Here is a 17,949-nt window from a genome sequence, read left to right on the forward strand (position 1 = left end):
GATTTTGTGTGTAGGCTTCTTCATTTGAAAATTATATCGCTGAAAAAGCCTTTACAGATAGGTTTGTGCAACAAAGCTTTTTTTGTTGTTTTAACACTGTGCTGCAACGTGCCCAGCCTATTCTGAACACGTGCGCTTACGCATTTTGGTGATGATTTACAGCACCATCGCTGCAATCCAACCAAAAATGATCAATGGGATATTAAAGTGAATAAAAGTCGGTACCACACTGTCCTTCATGTGGTCGTGCTGCCCATCCATATTTAAGCCCGAAGTAGGCCCTAAGGTTGAATCCGATGCTGGAGAACCCGCATCTCCTAAGGCTGCTGCTGTGCCAATAATTGCAATGGTCGCGGCAGGACTAAAACCGAACTGCAAACATAAAGGCACATAAATAATCGCTAAAATTGGTACCGTCGAAAATGACGAACCGATGCCCAGCGTAATAAGCAAACCAATCAGCAACATTAAAAAGGCTGCTAAAGCCTTGCTATTACCAATCCATTCTACAGAGGCTTCTACCAAAGCGGGTACCTGATTGGTGGCTTCAATCACCGCGGCAAAGCCTTGTGCCGCAATCATAATAAAACCAATCAATGCCATCATACGCATACCCGTAATAATGACATCATCGGCTTCTTTCCATTTAAAAATTCCTGCACAGCTTAAAATGGCAACACCCACTAAGCCCGCCAAAATCATGGAATCCGAATAGAGTTGTACGACTAGCGTTGCAATAATCGCAAATACAGCCATCCACAAGGTAAATTTAGCAATCTGAGGTTTTTCAGTACCTTGCTCATTTGTATTTGAATTTAATTCACTGGAAATACTTTGGGTACGTTCTACCTGCACATCTTGATAGTGTCTTGGCTTGCGATAGCTCACAAACAACGCGATCAATAGCCCAATGAACATCCCAAATACAGGAATAAACATTGCGGCAGGAATATCTTGATTCTGAATGGCAAAGCCATAAGGTGCACCAAAAGTATTGATGTTATGCGCCAAAATATCGTTCAGGAAGATGGCACCAAAACCTACTGGTACGAACATATAGGTTGCCACCAAACCAAATGTGAGCAAACATGCCACAGCACGACGATCTAAATTCAAGTGATTGAATACACTCAACAGCGGTGGAATCAACACAGGAATAAATGCAATATGCACAGGAATCAGGTTTTGCGAGAACACTGCTGCCAAAGCCACAGTAAAGTAAATCAGATATTTGACCCGATTCTGAACTTTGCTGTTTTGACTGCCAGTTAAAGTACGAATAAGTTTATAGGCCAATAAATCGGGTAAACCTGAACGTGCTAAAGCCAATGCAAATGCACCCAAAATACCATAAGCCAGCGCGATTTTCGCACCACCACCCAAGCCATTGTTAAAGGCATCTAAAGTTCCTTGTAAGCCCAAACCAGCCAGTAAACCACCAGAAACGGCACCAATCACCAAGGCAAAAACCACAGGCACACGAGCCAGCGACAATCCAAACATGATTGTGATGGCAGCAAGAATTGCGAACATAAGAGATGAAAATTTAAAAAAGAAGCTATTTTATCAGAGATTATGAATGATGAAGTTGACCAAACATTCAACTCCGACAAATGAATTTAAGTATGATCAGGTAAAGTTCTCTGATTTTCATACTTATAAGCAAAGTCACGGATGGCTGTAGCAACAGCTTGTGGCTGACTAAGAATTGCCCAATGATTAGCAGCCAATTCCACCCGCTGAAAATGCTCAACCCAAAGTGACATTTCATCAGCCAATTCAGGACTCACAAATTGGTCGTACTTCAATACAATTGCCTGTACAGGACAAACTGCATAACGCCGTCGTGGCTTGAGTAAGCGTGGAATAAAATTGGCGCGATACAATTGAACCCCGTGACATCCATCCTGTGCAACATGTGGATTCATAGCAATATCTGTATGACGTTCTAAACGCATGACCACGTTGCGCCATTGCTCAGGTTTAAAAAAATGCCACAACATAGGTGCAACCATTGGCAATTGAAATGCGGCAATATACCAAGACTTGCGGATTTGTTTCAGAAATTTGAGTTTGTGTTGTGCAAATTGCTTACGCATCCAGAATGCGGCATGATCTAAACATGGGCCCGAAATACTACTGTAAGATAAAATCCGCTCTTTAAATTCTGGGCTAGTCACAGCTTCCCAAGACTGAATTGCACCCCAGTCATGTGCGGCCAAATGAAATGCTCGCTGCCCCAATACGGCATTGGCCACATACTTTAAATCTGTAGCCAATTGCGGCAAGCTGTAAGCACGTATAGAACGTGGTACCGAAGACTGCCCCGCTCCACGTACATCGTAACTCACAATATAAAAATCCTGTACCAACAGCGCAATGACCCGCTCCCAGACTTCCTGATGATCAGGATAGCCATGCACCAAGATCAGCGCAGGTAAGTGTGGCTCACCCCAAGTTTTGACATACAGTTTTTGTTTATCTGAAGTTTCAATCCATTGTGTTTGCGCTTGCATAAACATCCTTTTTATTTTTATTGACCTTTGTTGCACTCAGCATAACAAAACATGCCATATTGATGCCTAAATTTTAGACTAATATAAGGTATCCAGACTTGAAAGATATAGTTAAAATCACATGAATCTGCTTAAAAAACTACAAAGTATTCCACTTATTTCTAAATATTTTTTAAATCGTTATGCGCCCTATCGCGGTGCGGGTATCGAAATTGATCAGATTGATTTAGCTGAATATCATGTGCGAGTCAAAATGCCGCTGACCCGAAAAAACCAAAATATTGTTGGGGTGCATTTTGGTGGCAGCCTATATTCGATGGTCGATCCTTTCTATATGCTCATTCTGATGCATCACTTGGGTTCCAAATATATAGTTTGGGATAAAGCTGCGAGCATTCAGTTTCTTGCCCCTGGTCGTAGCACGGTATATGCAGATATTCGCCTCAGCCCAGAAGAAATTAATGAAGTTAAACAACTGACCGAAAATTATGCGCCGATCACACGCCAATATAGCTTAAATATTTTGGACGAATCTGGTGTACGCATTGCCGAAGTACATAAGACCGTATATATCCGACGTAAAAAGCCCAAAGCTGTAGCAGCATAATTTTTTAACTCACAAAAAACGCAGAATCCAATGATTCTGCGTTGTGGGTAATATAATTTTAATCAAAAGACAAAAAGATCGATATCACCGACAAACTTCGCAACTCTTTTTTAGCAGGTATAGATCAGTTAAAGTATTACTGTTGATACATCAGTGGATCATAAAAATTATAAACATTGATGGTATTTAAAATTAAAGGATCATTAAAATGAAAAAAATTCTTGTGCCGATCTTTTCCCTACTTTGTTTCTATTCATCGACATCTATCCATGCTTTGGAGCCGAATACATTTACCAAAGTGCAGACTTTGAAAAATGTTGCTTATGGACCTCATCCTCAACAAGTGATGGATGTCTATTTTCCTGCCAAAGTACTCACAGATCAAACACCAGCCCCGCTCATGATGATGGTACATGGGGGTGCTTGGAAAATAGGTGATAAAAATCATGCTGCTGTGGTCAAAAATAAGCTGAGTTACTGGAACAAGCAAAACTGGATTTTTGTATCTATCAACTATAGATTAATTCCGAAGGTGACCGTGCAGCAGCAAACTCAGGATATAGCTCAAGCGCTTATTTATATCCAAAATCAGGCACCGCATTGGCATGCCGACTCAAAACGCTTGGTACTTATGGGACATTCCGCAGGTGCACATCTGGTCAGTCTATTATCCGTTCGTCCCCATTGGCTGGCACCCCAGCCACTGCCATGGCGTGCTACAGTTGCTTTAGATAGCGCGGCTTATGATATTGAAAAGATGATGCAAACACGTCATGCTCATTTTTATGATCAAGCCTTTGGTGATCAGCCCTCCAACTGGAAAGCCCTTTCTCCGATAGCTCAGCTGCACCAAGCTCTACCAGCATTTCTCGCTGTGTGTTCAACCATCCGCGCAGACCAACCCTGTACTCAAGCTCGGCAATTTATTCAACAAGCACAAAAATTCGGGACTCAAACCCAATTATTGCCTGTCCGACTTTCACATGCTGAAATCAACAAATCATTGGGGCAAAATAATGCCTATACTCAAGCAGTCAATCAATTTATCCAAACGCATTAATTTTTCAGCTTGCATAAAAAACGCAGAATCATCAGATTCTGCGTTGTATGTACTGAAATATAAGTACTTCAATAGGATGGTTTGGCTGTTCGTATTCAGATTAACGCTTTTGCTCGATCGCTGCACCAGCACCACCACCAACAGCACCACCGATTGCAGCGCCTGCGTTACCACCTATCACTTCTTTACCTAAAATTGAACCAATCGCACCGCCAATTCCACTATAGGTTGCGTTACGGTTAGAACCATCTTGGGTTTTACTTCCAACTGCCGCACCTGCACCTGCGCCTGCTGCTGCACCAACACTGCCACCTACGCTGTTACCCGCTGCGCCACCAACGGCACCACCTAATGCTGCAGCGCCAATACGCTGGTCATTAGAACTCATGCTTTCACAACCTGCCATAAACATGGTCGATACTGTGGCAATTGCCAATACACTCAATACTTTTTTCATGGTGATTACTCCCCCTCGGTCTATTCGCTCTCAGCTTAGTGCATATTGCGGTAACAACTTTGAAAAAACTGTTACCAAGCACAGTAAGATGAAGGTATTTCTGTAAAAGACTTAAGGCTGAATAGATGATTCAGCACCATCTTCTTCCAAAAGCATGACATCTCTTGTGGTTTGTCCATCTTCAGTAAAAACTGCATGAGAAATCGTTTCTTTGGTTTCAGGTGTTTTTACCTGATCCAACTTCAAAGTACGGTGAATAGGTGCTTGTCCTTGCTTATATTCCACACCTTCCGCATCAATACTTTTGACTTCTGAAAGAATCTGTCCATCTTGTTTTAGGGTTTTATTCAGCTCAATTTTTGAAGTAGGAACAATCACACCGCCCTTTTGAATCACAGGTAAACCCAACTGTTTCTCTGAAAACTGGCTTTGATCATCATCAAATACCACTTCTTTGGCTACAATATCTTTACCCTGATTACTGACTTCAAAAATTGTCGATTCCACATGACGTACAGGTGGCTCACCTGCAACTTTACGAGTCACTTCAGTTTTCAATACAGGCACAATCGCTTTATCTTTCACCACAATACTATTCGGCATTGGTGCCGCAAGAATTGGCAAGCTGATCAACATTGCCGACAGACCCAATGCAATACCTGTAAATTTCATGTGTTATCCCCTAGTTTTTCATCATATTTTTAAATTGTTCTGATTCCACTATAAGAAATATTCTAGTTTTATTAAAGCAAAATCTGAGTTTAAAGTGACACATAAAAAAAGACGCCCCGAGAGGCGTCTTCTAGATTCATGTATTCAGTTTGAATTACAAATCGTTGAATTCATCGCTAAATGCTTGGCTTAATGCTTGGTCTACATCAGAGAAGTCATTAACCAACGCAATTTCTGCAGCTTCAGCTTCCTGACGACGACGTTCCAAGTGATACGCCAAACCAGTACCTGCAGGAATCAAACGACCTACAACCACGTTCTCTTTCAAGCCACGTAAGTCATCTTCTTTACCTGTTACAGCTGCTTCAGTTAACACACGTGTTGTTTCCTGGAACGATGCAGCAGAAATGAACGAGTCAGTTGAAAGCGATGCTTTGGTAATACCCATCAATTGACGTTCAAACTTCGCAGGGAACTTGTTTTGTGCCAATACTGCTTGGTTTTCTTGTACCACGCGGATGTAATCCACTTGTTCGCCTTTAATGAAGCTAGTATCGCCACCATCGGTGATTTCGACTTTACGCAACATTTGACGTACGATCACTTCAATGTGCTTATCGTTGATTTTTACACCTTGTAAACGGTAAACGTCTTGAACTTCATTCACGATGTAATTCGTTAACGCGACTTCACCTTTCAAGCGCAAGATGTCATGTGGGTTTTGTGGACCATCAGAAATGGTTTCACCACGGTTCACATGCTCACCTTCAAACACGTTGATGCTACGCCATTTTGGAATCAACTCTTCGTAAATCTCAGAGCCATCATCCGGTGTAATTACCAAACGGTTCTTACCTTTGGTTTCTTTACCAAAGCTCACGATACCAGACACTTCTGCAAGAATCGCATGCTCTTTAGGTTTACGTGCTTCAAACAAGTCAGCAACACGTGGTAAACCACCGGTAATATCACGAGTACGTGAAGATTCTTGTGGAACACGACCAATGACGTCACCCACACCAATGCTTTCGCCATCACGCACAGAAAGAATGGTATTTTGTGGCAAGAAGTAGAATTGTTCACCACCATCCACAGTGTCTAATACGACTGCAGGACGTAAGTCTTTACCTGACGCAGGACGTGAAGTCACTGGCAAGATTTCAACTGTGGTCATACCAGTCGCATCATCTGTTTTCGAGGTTGCAGTCACGCCATCAGCAATCTGGCTGAAACGGATTTTACCCGCAACTTCAGTTACAAGTGGATGTGTGTGCGGATCCCAAGTCGCAACGATACCGCCTGCTTCTACAGCTTCGCCATCTTTTAGCAAGATTGAGGCACCGTATGGCAGTTTATAGCGTTCGCGCTCACGACCAAGCTCATCGGCAATACCAATTTCACCTGAACGAGATACAGATACCAAGTGGCCTTTAGCGTGTTGTACAGTTTTCACGTTGTGGAAACGTACTGAACCTTTATTACGCACTTGTACGCTGTTCGCTGCAGAAGTTCGGCTTGCTGCACCACCCACGTGGAATGTACGCATGGTTAACTGAGTACCTGGCTCACCAATCGATTGAGCAGCCATAACACCTACAGATTCACCTGGGTTTACCAAGTGACCACGTGCTAGGTCACGACCATAACACTTCGCACATACACCAAAGGTCGATTCACATGACACGACTGAACGCACTTTCACTTCATCGACACCTTGCTCTTCAAGGAAGTTTGCAAGTTTTTCGTCAATGAGTGTATTACGTGGCAGAATAACTTCGTCTGAACCCGCTTTCTTCACGTCTTCAGCAGTCACACGACCCAATACACGTGTACCTAGGTTTTCAATGACATCACCACCCTGAATGAATGGAGTCATCACTAAACCACCATAGGTACCACAATCTGGCTCAGTGATCACCAAGTCTTGTGCAACGTCTACCAAACGACGTGTCAAGTAACCTGAGTTCGCTGTTTTCAATGCGGTATCGGCCAAACCTTTACGCGCACCGTGTGTTGAAATGAAGTACTGAAGTACCGTCAAACCTTCACGGAAGTTCGCTTTAATTGGGGTTTCAATGATCGAACCATCTGGTTTCGCCATCAAACCACGCATACCCGCCAACTGACGAATCTGTGCCGCACTACCACGCGCACCAGAATCCGACATCATGTAGATCGAGTTGAATGATTTTTGCTTCTCGTCTTCACCCTGTTTGTTTTTCACAGTAGTGAATGACAAGTTGTCCATCATCGCTTTAGCAACTTGGTCGTTGGTACGCGCCCAAATATCGACCACTTTGTTATAACGCTCACCTGCAGTTACGAAACCTTGCTCGAACTGTTGTTCAATTTCACGAACTTCAGTTTCTGCCTTTTCAATAATTGCTTGTTTTTGTGGCGGAATAACCATGTCTTCCATACCCACAGACACACCTGAACGTGTCGCTTGACGGAAGCCCAAGTACATCAATTGGTCGGCGAAGATAACTGTATCTTTTAGACCCAATTTACGGTAGCAAGAGTTGATTAACTTCGAGATATTCTTTTTGTTCATCTCAAGGTTAATTTGCTCAAAGCTTAAACCTTCAGGCACAACTTCCCAAAGTAAGCAACGACCTGGTGTAGTGTCGACAACAATCGTTTGTTGCTCACGCTCGCCATTTTCATTGATTACAGTTTGGTGTACACGAGCTTTTACGCGAGCGTGTAAATCTACCTGACCTGTTGCAAGCGCACGGTTTACTTCGTGAGTATCCGCAAACACCATGCCTTCACCTTTGGCATTTACAGCATCACGTGTGATGTAGTAAAGACCCAAGACCACGTCCTGAGAAGGTACGATGATTGGCTCACCGTTCGCAGGAGACAAGATGTTGTTGGTCGACATCATTAACGCACGCGCTTCTAACTGCGCTTCAAGTGTTAATGGTACGTGTACCGCCATTTGGTCACCGTCAAAGTCGGCGTTAAACGCAGCACAGACAAGCGGGTGAAGACGGATCGCTTTACCTTCAATCAGGATCGGTTCAAATGCTTGAAGGCCTAAACGGTGAAGCGTTGGCGCACGGTTCAACATCACTGGGTGTTGACGAATCACAGATGCAAGAACGTCCCAAACTTCTGGCGTTTCACGCTCAACCATTTTCTTCGCAGCTTTAATGGTAGTTGCTTGACCTGAAGCTTGTAGTTTGGCAAAGATGAACGGCTTGAATAGCTCAAGTGCCATTTTCTTCGGAAGACCACATTGGTGCAGACGTAGGTTTGGACCTACAGTAATTACCGAACGACCAGAGTAGTCAACACGCTTACCAAGTAAGTTCTGACGGAAACGACCTTGCTTACCTTTGATCATATCTGCCAAAGATTTAAGCGGGCGCTTATTAGAACCAGTAATTGCACGACCACGACGACCGTTATCTAGCAACGCATCTACTGACTCTTGTAGCATACGTTTTTCGTTACGTACGATGATGTCTGGCGCTGCAAGGTCAAGAAGACGCTTCAAACGGTTGTTACGGTTAATCACACGACGGTAAAGGTCGTTCAAGTCAGAAGTCGCGAAACGACCACCTTCAAGTGGTACAAGCGGACGAAGGTCTGGTGGAAGTACAGGCAGTACATTCATCACCATCCATTCTGGCTTGTTGTTCGACTCTTTGAACGCTTCCATCAACTTCAAACGCTTAGATGCTTTTTTCAGCTTAGTTTCTGAAGTTGTTTGTGGAATTTCTTCACGTAAACGCGCAATTTCAGCTTCAAGATCGATGTCTTTCAACAAATCTTGAACCGCTTCAGCACCCATTTTCGCTGTGAATTCATCACCATGCTCTTCTAAAGCATTGAAGTATTCTTCGTCATTGAGAAGTTGGTATTTCTCAAATGGTGTCATACCTGGGTCAGTCACCACATAAGATTCAAAATACAATACACGTTCGATATCACGTAAAGTCATGTCTAACAATAGACCAATACGGCTCGGAAGTGATTTTAAGAACCAAATGTGTGCAACTGGAGAAGCTAGTTCGATGTGACCCATACGCTCACGACGAACTTTTGCAGTCGTTACTTCTACGCCACATTTTTCACAAATGACGCCTTTGTATTTCATACGCTTGTATTTACCACACAAGCATTCGTAATCTTTTACTGGACCAAAAATTTTGGCACAGAATAAACCATCACGTTCTGGTTTGAACGTACGATAGTTAATGGTTTCTGGCTTTTTAACTTCACCGTGAGACCATGACTTAATCATTTCTGGTGACGCAAGACCAATACGGATGCGATCAAACTCTACTGGAGCATGACCGTCTGAATCCGTCTTTTTGCGCATGATATCGAGCAAGTCTTTCAATTTTTTTCTCCGTGTGCTGGGCGCTTGGTTTTCACAGCCCAACTGGGTCACAAATATTGTTTTTTAACTGAATCATCCACCCTTGCCCATTTAAAACGGTGAGAAGCTTGGCTTCGCAAGGGGGATGCAATGGTTACTTAGTCACCATTTTTCAGTTCAATGTTGATACCTAAAGAACGGATCTCTTTGGTCAATACGTTAAATGATTCAGGCATGCCCGGATCCATATAATGGTTGCCATCTACAATGTTCTTATAGATGCGGGTACGACCTTCAACGTCATCCGACTTCACAGTGAGCATTTCTTGCAGCGTATAAGCAGCACCGTATGCTTCAAGTGCCCAGACTTCCATCTCACCGAAACGCTGACCACCGAATTGTGCCTTACCACCTAACGGCTGTTGCGTTACAAGTGAGTAAGAACCTGTAGAACGTGCGTGCATCTTGTCATCCACCAAGTGGTTAAGTTTGAGCATGTACATATAACCTACAGTCACAGGACGGTCGAATTTCTCGCCTGTACGTCCATCATACAATACGGTCTGACCAGAACGTGGTAATTCAGCAAGTTCAAGTAATTCTTTGATTTGACCTTCTTCAGCACCATCAAATACTGGAGTAGCCAATGGAACACCTGCACGCAAGTTACCCGCCAATACCAAGATTTCATCATCAGTTAAGCTGTCAAGATCTTCTTGCTCGCCACCCACTTTGTTATAAATCTTGTCTAGGAACGCACGTAGTTCAGCAATCTCACGTTGTTGTTTGAGCATCTTGTCAATTTGCTCACCCAAACCTTTGGCTGCCATACCCAAGTGTGTTTCAAGAATCTGACCCACGTTCATACGAGATGGTACACCTAGTGGGTTCAATACGATGTCAACAGGTACACCGTTAGCATCGTGTGGCATGTCTTCTACTGGCAAGATGTTAGATACAACACCTTTGTTACCGTGACGACCCGCCATCTTATCACCCGGTTGGATGCGACGTTTAACAGCCAAGTACACCTTAACAACTTTCAACACGCCTGTAGTGAGCTCATCGCCTGTAGAAAGTTTACGTTTCTTCTCAGCAAATTTCTCATCAATTTCAAAGCTCTTCTCTTTCAAGAAGGTTTGAATTTGCGTTAAGCGTTCAGCAATCGCTTCATCACTTGGTTGAATTTCAAGTAAATCCACTAAAGCCAAGCCTGACAACATATCTTCAGAAAGCTTGTCGCCACGTTTGGTTGTACCGCCACCGTTAGACTCTTGGCCTTTCAATAAACGGATGATACGTTCACGTGCAGCTTCTTCAAAGATTTTGTATTCTTCTTTCAAGTCTTTGCGATATGCATCTAACTGTGCTTTTTCAATTGCTTGCGCACGTTCGTCTTTTTCAAGACCATCGCGGGTAAACACTTGAACGTCAATCACTGTACCTTTAGTACCTGATGGCACGCGAAGCGATGAATCTTTAACGTCAGCCGCTTTTTCACCAAAGATTGCACGAAGCAATTTTTCTTCAGGTGTTAATTGCGTTTCACCTTTAGGTGTTACTTTACCTACAAGGATATCGCCCGCAGTCACTTCAGCACCAATATAAACAATACCTGACTCGTCTAATTTAGACAGTGCAGCTTCGCCTACGTTTGGAATATCAGCTGTGATTTCTTCAGCACCCAATTTGGTATCACGTGCAACACATGACAATTCTTGAATGTGAATCGACGTTAGACGGTCTTCTTGAAGTACACGCTCAGAAAGCAAGATCGAGTCTTCGTAGTTGTAACCATTCCAAGTCATGAACGCAACGCGCATGTTCTGACCAAGCGCAAGCTCACCGCCATCAGTCGATGGGCCGTCAGCCAATACATCACCACGACCAACCTTATCACCCATCTTCACCAAAACTTTTTGGTTAATACAAGTGTTCTGGTTCGAACGCGTGTATTTGATCAGGTTGTAGATATCCACACCTGCTTCACCTGCGATCATTTCTTCTTCGTTAACACGAATCACCACACGTGACGCATCAACATATTCAATACGACCACCACGTTTCGCGATCACACATACACCTGAGTCATGCGCTACGTTGGCTTCCATACCTGTACCAACAAGTGGCTTGTCGGCAATTAAAGTTGGAACCGCTTGACGTTGCATGTTCGAACCCATCAAGGCACGGTTGGCGTCATCGTGCTCAAGGAATGGAATCAGTGATGCTGCAACAGAAACAACCTGTTGTGCAGATACGTCCATGTGCGTTACACGCTCTGGTGGCATACGCACGAAATCACCTTGGTGACGTACAGATACGAATTCTTCTGTTAAGTTGCCATCTTGGTCTACGCTTGAATCCGCTTGCGCAATAATTGTGCCGACTTCTTCAATTGCAGATAAGTATTCAACTTCTTCAGTCACACGGCCTTCAACGACTTTACGGTATGGTGTTTCCAAGAAACCAAAATTGTTGGCTTTGGCATACACAGAAAGTGAGTTAATCAAACCAATGTTTGGACCTTCAGGCGTTTCAATTGGACATACACGACCATAGTGAGTTTGGTGTACGTCACGCACCTCAAAGCCTGCGCGTTCACGTGTCAAACCACCTGGACCAAGCGCAGATACACGACGCTTATGCGTGATTTCAGACAATGGGTTGTTTTGGTCCATGAACTGAGACAATTGGCTTGAACCAAAGAATTCTTTGATTGCAGCAGCCACTGGCTTCGCGTTGATTAAATCTTGCGGAGACAAGTTGTCTGTTTCAGCTTGAGACAAACGCTCTTTAACAGCACGTTCTACACGCACTAAACCAACACGGAATTGGTTTTCTGTCATCTCACCTACTGAACGCACGCGACGGTTACCTAAGTGGTCGATGTCGTCGACTTCACCTTTACCGTTACGGATTTCAATTAAGGTTTTCAGTACGTCGGTAATGTCTTCATTTGACAAAATACCTTCAACTTCACGCGACTTCTGATCTGTACCCACTTCGTAAGGACGACCCAAACGACGGTTAAACTTCATACGACCAACTGGCGATAAATCATAACGCTCAGAAGAGAAGAACAAGTTATTGAACAGATTTTCAGCTGCTTCTTTCGTTGGTGGCTCACCTGGACGCATCACTTTGTAGATTTCTACAAGCGCATCTTCACGACCCGTTGTAGTATCTGCACGTAAAGTATCGGCAATGAAAGAACCACGGTCGATGTCATTGGTGAACAGAATATTGAACTGTTTTACGCCGCCTTCAGCAATTTTAACCATGACTTCATGGCTTAACAGCGTGTTTGCAGCAATCACTTCGCCATCACGTAAAGCAATGTCTTCTGCCGTGATGCGTTCGTACAAGTATTCATCTGGAACTGAAAGTTTTTCTAGGCCAGCAGCTTCCATTTGACGTACGTGACGCGCATTAATACGTTTACCTTGTTCAACAATCACTTTACCGTCAGCATCAGTGATGTCGAATTGCGCCATTTCGCCACGTAAGCGTTCTGGTACAAGGTCAATCTGGTAGCTACCCATGTCTAAGTAGACAGGTACTTTCTCAAAGAACAAGTCTAGGATTTGTTCGTTGCTATAACCTAATGCACGCAATACCACAGTCGCTAATAATTTACGACGACGGTCAATACGTACATACACCAAGTCTTTGGCATCGAATTCAAAGTCTAACCATGAGCCACGGTAAGGAATGATACGTGCTGAATACAACACTTTACCGCTCGAGTGGGTTTTACCTTTATCGTGGTCAAAGAACACACCTGGTGAACGGTGTAATTGAGATACGATCACACGCTCGGTACCGTTAATTACGAAAGTACCGTTATCCGTCATTAAAGGCATTTCGCCCATATAGACTTCTTGTTCACGCACATCTTTGATTGATTTTGTTTCGCGATCTTTAATGATCAAACGAATTTTTACGCGCATTGGTGCCGCATAAGTTGAGCCGCGAAGAATACACTCACGCACGTCAAACTCAGGCTTACCAAGACTATACTCAACAAATTCTAAAGCAGCATTGCCAGAATAACTTTCTATAGGAAAAACTGAACGAAATGCGGCTTGGAGACCGATATCTTCGCGGCTTTTTGGAGTTTTGCCATCTTGTAGAAATGTACGGTACGAGTCGACTTGAATCGAAAGCAAGTACGGTGCATCCATCACTTGGGGCAATTTACCAAAATTCTTACGGATCCGTTTCTTTTCGGTATATGAGTATGCCATCTGGAGTCCTCGGAAAGTAAACTAAACCCGCCTGCAGAACGGGTTTAGAAGGAATTACGCAGGCCGATATGGCCACCACTCTTTACAAATGCTGCAATTTTTAGTGGTATTAAAACGCTTAACAATATTTTCAAATGTGGAAAAATATTGGTAAGCGTTTGATTATATTGATTTATATTCTTTTTGATGGTTTTTCCATCATTCAAACAAAAATCGAGCCGATAATTGTAACGCAAAAAGGCTGATGACCCAAGAGCCATCAGCCATTTTTTGGAGCCGATTGTAAAAAAATCGACTCCCCTTAAGATTACTTAAGTGTAACTGTAGCACCAGCTTCTTCAAGTTTCTTCTTAAGCTCTTCACCTTCTTCTTTAGAAACAGCTTCTTTGATCACTGAAGGAGCGCCTTCAACGATGTCTTTAGCTTCTTTAAGACCAAGGCCAGTAGCTTCACGAACTGCTTTAATTACAGCAACTTTGTTCGCACCGAAAGAAGTCAACTCAACGTTGAATTCTGATTGCTCTTCTGCAGCACCAGCAGCAGCGCCAGGAGCAGCAGCAACAGCTACAGCAGCAGCTGATACATTGAATTTCTCTTCAAAAGCAGAGATAAGTTCAACAAGTTCAAGAACAGTTTTTTCAGCAACTGCGTTTAAGATTTCTTCGTTAGTTAAAGCCATGAGAATAACTCCAAATGGAAATTGAATGGTGTGGAAATAAATTTCAGCTTATGCAGCTTCTGACTCGTTTTTCTCTTTGAGCGCAGTAATAAGGCGACCCAATTTCGAAATAGGAGCTTGAAGAACGTTTGCAAGCATAGTAAGCGCTTTTTCTTGGTTCGGAAGATTCGCAATTACGCTAACTTCAGCACCTTGGTAAAGTTTGCCGTCAAATGCAGCAGCTTTAAGTTCAAATGCTTTGTTTGTTTTAGCGAATTCTTCGAACAAGCGTGCAGCTGCACCCATGTCGTCTTCAGAAGTCGAGAAAGCTAAAATTGTTGGGCCAACAAGGTTGTCGTTCAAGATCGTGAATTGCGTATCTTGAAGAGCGCGTTTTGCCAAAGTATTACGTACAACACGTGTAGTAACGCCTAATTTACGCGCTTCAACACGTAGAGCCGTTAATTGCTCAACGCTTAAACCCTGATAGTCAGCAACAACAGCTGAGAACGCTTTAGAAGCAACTTCGTTTACTTCTGCTACGATCTGTTTTTTGTCTTCGATAAGAAGAGCCATTGTAAAACCTCCTAACGGTGATTTATGTACTTACACGAAGTACACTCCCAATTCGTAAATTCAAAACTGAATTTACACGCGGAGGATGAATAAATCACACCACCGCGTCTACCCAGGCTGGGATATTAAGAAAGCAGCATAAAACCACTTTCGCCTGAGGTCTTTGACGCTGATAAATTCTCATTTACCAATTCAAAGTCCGCCTGAATATCCCCTCTCCTGCTAGGAGAGGCTAGGGAGAGGTTTAACCCTCATCCCAACCTTCTCCCAGAGGAAAAAGGAGACTTTTCAGGACTTTAAAATTCTTGCTAAGTCAGACTTAGTTAGAAACGTTTTGTACATCAATAGTAAGACCAGGGCCCATAGTTGAGCTTAAAGTGATCTTTTTGATGTAAACACCTTTAGAAGTTGCAGGCTTTAACTTTTTCAAGTCAGCAACTAAAGTTTCAACGTTTGAACGAACAGCTTCAGCAGTAAAACCTACTTGGCCAATCGCAGCGTGGATGATACCCGCTTTGTCTACACGGTAACGTGCTTGACCTGCTTTTGCATTTTTAACTGCAGTTGCAACGTCAGGAGTTACAGTACCCACTTTAGGGTTTGGCATTAAGCCACGTGGACCAAGAATCGTACCTAACTTACCTACAACGCGCATTGCATCTGGAGCAGCAATTACAACGTCAAAGTCAAGATTACCCGCTTGGATGCTTTCAGCTAGATCATCGAAACCAACTACGTCTGCGCCTTCAGCTTTAGCCGCTTCTGCAGCAGCACCTTGAGCGAAAACAGCTACACGTACAGTTTTACCAGTACCTGCAGGAAGAGTCGTCGCACCGCGAACAACCTGGTCAGATTTACGTGGGTCAACACCTAGGTTTACAGCAACATCCAAAGATTCTTTGAATTTTGCAGCAGGAAGGCTGTTTAATACTTCAACCGCTTCCTCCAAAGTGTAAACTTTGTTCGCTTCTACTGCAGCTGCAATAGCTTTTTGACGCTTAGTTAACTTTGCCATGTCTTATAGCTCCACATCCAAGCCCATAGAACGTGCAGAACCAGCAATGGTACGCACACGCGCGTCTAAATCAGCACCAGTTAAATCTGGCTCTTTAGTAGTCGCGATTTCTTCTAACTGAGCACGAGTCAACTTACCAACTTTGTTTTTGTTAGGTACAGCTGAACCCTTTTGAATGCCTGCAGCTTTCTTAAGAAGAATAGCAGCAGGAGGAGTTTTCATGATGAATGTGAACGACTTGTCGTTGTACACAGTGATCACTACAGGAATTGGCAAACCTGGTTCAACTTTTTGTGTAGCAGCATTGAATTCTTTACAGAATGCCATGATGTTAACACCACGTTGACCTAGTGCAGGACCAATAGGTGGAGATGGATTCGCTTTACCAGCTGGGACTTGCAGCTTGATATAGCCGTCAATCTTCTTAGCCATTTCAAATTACCTCTGGGTACAAACGCCGCTAGGCTCCCCAATATTTTCAAGTAACGATACCGTTACAACAACAATGCCCGACTCATAATAAATCGGGCGTTTTACAACCAACCTAAATTAAACTGATTTTTCGACTTGGCGAAATTCCAGCTCAACCTGTGTAGGTCGGTTAAATACATTAATCGTCAACGTTAAACGTGACTTCTCATATTGAACTTCTTCCACCACACCTTTAAAGTCTGTGAATGGACCGTCAATAACAAGTAATTCTTCGCCTGGTTCAAACATCGTTTTTGGACGAGGTGCCTCACCAGTATTGCGTACACGTGCAAGAATCGCATCAGCTTCTTTTTGCGTAATTGGTGCAGGTTTTTCCGCTGTACCACCAATGAAACCTAAAACTTTTGGACATTCTTTAACAATGTGCCAAGTTTCATCGTTCATTTCCATTTCGACCAATACATAGCCTGGAAAGAACTTACGCTCTGACTTACGTTTCTTACCATCCTTCATTTCTACCACTTCTTCGGTAGGAACAAGAACTTCACCAAAGCTATCGGCAACAGCGCTACGCTGGATTCGATCATTAAGCGAACGCATCACTTGTTTTTCATAACCTGAATAGGCATGAATAATGTACCAACGTTTCATAGCTCTTTTACCCGATAATAAACTTGATTGCCCAGCCTAACAGATAGTCAAAACACCACAACACAATTGAGGTGACCACAACAACCACGAGCACTTGCCACGATGTGGTTACTGTTTCTTGCTTAGTAGGCCAAGTGACTCGACGCAATTCAATGCGCGAATCTTTAAGCAAACGAACAAAGCCTTTGCCTTGATGGGTGGCGTATAATAAACCTAATGCCACAACGATACAAGTCAAAATTACCCCAACACGCACCCAAATATCATTTGCTGGTGCCCAATATGCCGGAAGATGTTGATTTACCATCATCGCTGCGATGAATAAAACCAAGGCAACACCCCATAGCACATAGTCTAATGGAGAACCTGATTGAACAACTTCAGCAGAATTATTTCTTTGAGGGATTGGCGCGTCGCTTAATGCGTCACGCGATTTATCATTCGACATTTTTGTACTCGTCGTAGAATTCGCGACTTATTATATGACTAGATTAGCCGACATCAAGCTTCTTTTAAAAAAAGTGGCAGGCCAGGAGGGACTCGAACCCCCAACATTCGGTTTTGGAGACCGACGCTCTACCAATTGAACTACTGACCTACAGCACAGATCGAGAGCCAAAGCTCCCGACCTGTTTTACACATTCTATAATTATGCTGTTACTTTAGCAACAACACCCGCACCTACAGTACGACCACCTTCACGGATCGCGAAGCGTAAACCAGCG

At 43.3% G+C, this 17,949-nt stretch carries 14 protein-coding genes, 1 tRNA gene and 1 pseudogene; 2 read left to right on the forward strand and 14 right to left on the reverse strand.

Annotation, left to right across the window (positions count from 1 at the left end):
* Window positions 1–156: 156 nt before the first annotated feature.
* Window positions 157–1,533: a Na+/H+ antiporter NhaC family protein gene (locus HHA41_RS11630; RefSeq protein ID WP_168461820.1), complete on the reverse strand. Its 1,377-nt coding sequence runs from the start codon at window positions 1,531–1,533 to the stop codon at window positions 157–159.
* Window positions 1,534–1,619: 86 nt separating this feature from the next.
* A complete protein-coding gene (locus HHA41_RS11635; RefSeq protein ID WP_168461822.1) occupies window positions 1,620–2,516 on the reverse strand; it encodes an alpha/beta fold hydrolase in 897 nt (298 codons plus the stop codon).
* 121 nt (window positions 2,517–2,637) lie between these two features.
* On the opposite strand from HHA41_RS11635, the gene HHA41_RS11640 reads away from it, so the two are divergent.
* Window positions 2,638–3,123: a DUF4442 domain-containing protein gene (locus tag HHA41_RS11640; protein ID WP_167845719.1), complete on the forward strand. Its 486-nt coding sequence runs from the start codon at window positions 2,638–2,640 to the stop codon at window positions 3,121–3,123.
* A gap of 208 nt (window positions 3,124–3,331) precedes the next feature.
* Window positions 3,332–4,183 carry an alpha/beta hydrolase gene (locus HHA41_RS11645; protein WP_168461824.1) on the forward strand — a complete coding sequence of 284 codons (852 nt, stop codon included), beginning with the start codon at window positions 3,332–3,334 and terminating at the stop codon, window positions 4,181–4,183.
* A 100-nt stretch (window positions 4,184–4,283) separates the two neighbouring features.
* Here the strand turns inward: HHA41_RS11645 and HHA41_RS11650 are convergent, their stop codons facing one another.
* The 12 genes and pseudogenes from HHA41_RS11650 to HHA41_RS11705 all read right to left on the reverse strand — a co-directional run.
* On the reverse strand, window positions 4,284–4,640 hold the full coding sequence (locus HHA41_RS11650) for a DNA transfer protein p32 (protein ID WP_168417618.1): 357 nt from the start codon (window positions 4,638–4,640) through the stop codon (window positions 4,284–4,286).
* A gap of 111 nt (window positions 4,641–4,751) precedes the next feature.
* Window positions 4,752–5,312 (reverse strand): hypothetical protein, encoded by a 561-nt coding sequence (locus HHA41_RS11655; protein WP_168461826.1) that lies wholly within the window; start codon window positions 5,310–5,312, stop codon window positions 4,752–4,754.
* 154 nt (window positions 5,313–5,466) lie between these two features.
* Window positions 5,467–9,666 carry a DNA-directed RNA polymerase subunit beta' gene (gene rpoC / locus HHA41_RS11660; protein WP_168461828.1) on the reverse strand — a complete coding sequence of 1,400 codons (4,200 nt, stop codon included), beginning with the start codon at window positions 9,664–9,666 and terminating at the stop codon, window positions 5,467–5,469.
* Between the two features lie 137 nt (window positions 9,667–9,803).
* Window positions 9,804–13,892 (reverse strand): DNA-directed RNA polymerase subunit beta, encoded by a 4,089-nt coding sequence (gene rpoB, locus HHA41_RS11665; RefSeq protein ID WP_168417621.1) that lies wholly within the window; start codon window positions 13,890–13,892, stop codon window positions 9,804–9,806.
* Between the two features lie 307 nt (window positions 13,893–14,199).
* Entirely contained in the window at window positions 14,200–14,571 is a 372-nt protein-coding gene (gene rplL, locus HHA41_RS11670; RefSeq protein ID WP_168417622.1) for a 50S ribosomal protein L7/L12, read from the reverse strand.
* A 48-nt stretch (window positions 14,572–14,619) separates the two neighbouring features.
* Window positions 14,620–15,126, reverse strand: a complete 507-nt coding sequence (gene rplJ, locus HHA41_RS11675) for a 50S ribosomal protein L10 (protein ID WP_019836123.1) — start codon at window positions 15,124–15,126, stop codon at window positions 14,620–14,622.
* A gap of 319 nt (window positions 15,127–15,445) precedes the next feature.
* Complete coding sequence (rplA, locus tag HHA41_RS11680; RefSeq protein ID WP_168461829.1) at window positions 15,446–16,141, reverse strand: 50S ribosomal protein L1; 696 nt, start codon at window positions 16,139–16,141, stop codon at window positions 15,446–15,448.
* A gap of 3 nt (window positions 16,142–16,144) precedes the next feature.
* Complete coding sequence (gene rplK / locus HHA41_RS11685; RefSeq protein ID WP_168417625.1) at window positions 16,145–16,573, reverse strand: 50S ribosomal protein L11; 429 nt, start codon at window positions 16,571–16,573, stop codon at window positions 16,145–16,147.
* A 117-nt stretch (window positions 16,574–16,690) separates the two neighbouring features.
* The gene (gene nusG, locus HHA41_RS11690; protein WP_004975770.1) at window positions 16,691–17,224 is read right to left on the reverse strand and encodes a transcription termination/antitermination protein NusG; all 534 of its coding nucleotides are present in this window, start codon (window positions 17,222–17,224) and stop codon (window positions 16,691–16,693) included.
* 7 nt (window positions 17,225–17,231) lie between these two features.
* On the reverse strand, window positions 17,232–17,672 hold the full coding sequence (secE, locus tag HHA41_RS11695; RefSeq protein WP_168417626.1) for a preprotein translocase subunit SecE: 441 nt from the start codon (window positions 17,670–17,672) through the stop codon (window positions 17,232–17,234).
* A 74-nt stretch (window positions 17,673–17,746) separates the two neighbouring features.
* Window positions 17,747–17,822: transfer RNA gene (locus HHA41_RS11700), tRNA-Trp, on the reverse strand.
* A gap of 51 nt (window positions 17,823–17,873) precedes the next feature.
* Window positions 17,874–17,949: pseudogene (locus HHA41_RS11705) on the reverse strand (elongation factor Tu); the annotation flags it as partial.

Origin of the sequence: Acinetobacter sp. A1, from assembly GCF_012371315.1 — a bacterium.
In the GTDB taxonomy this organism is placed as follows: domain Bacteria; phylum Pseudomonadota; class Gammaproteobacteria; order Pseudomonadales; family Moraxellaceae; genus Acinetobacter.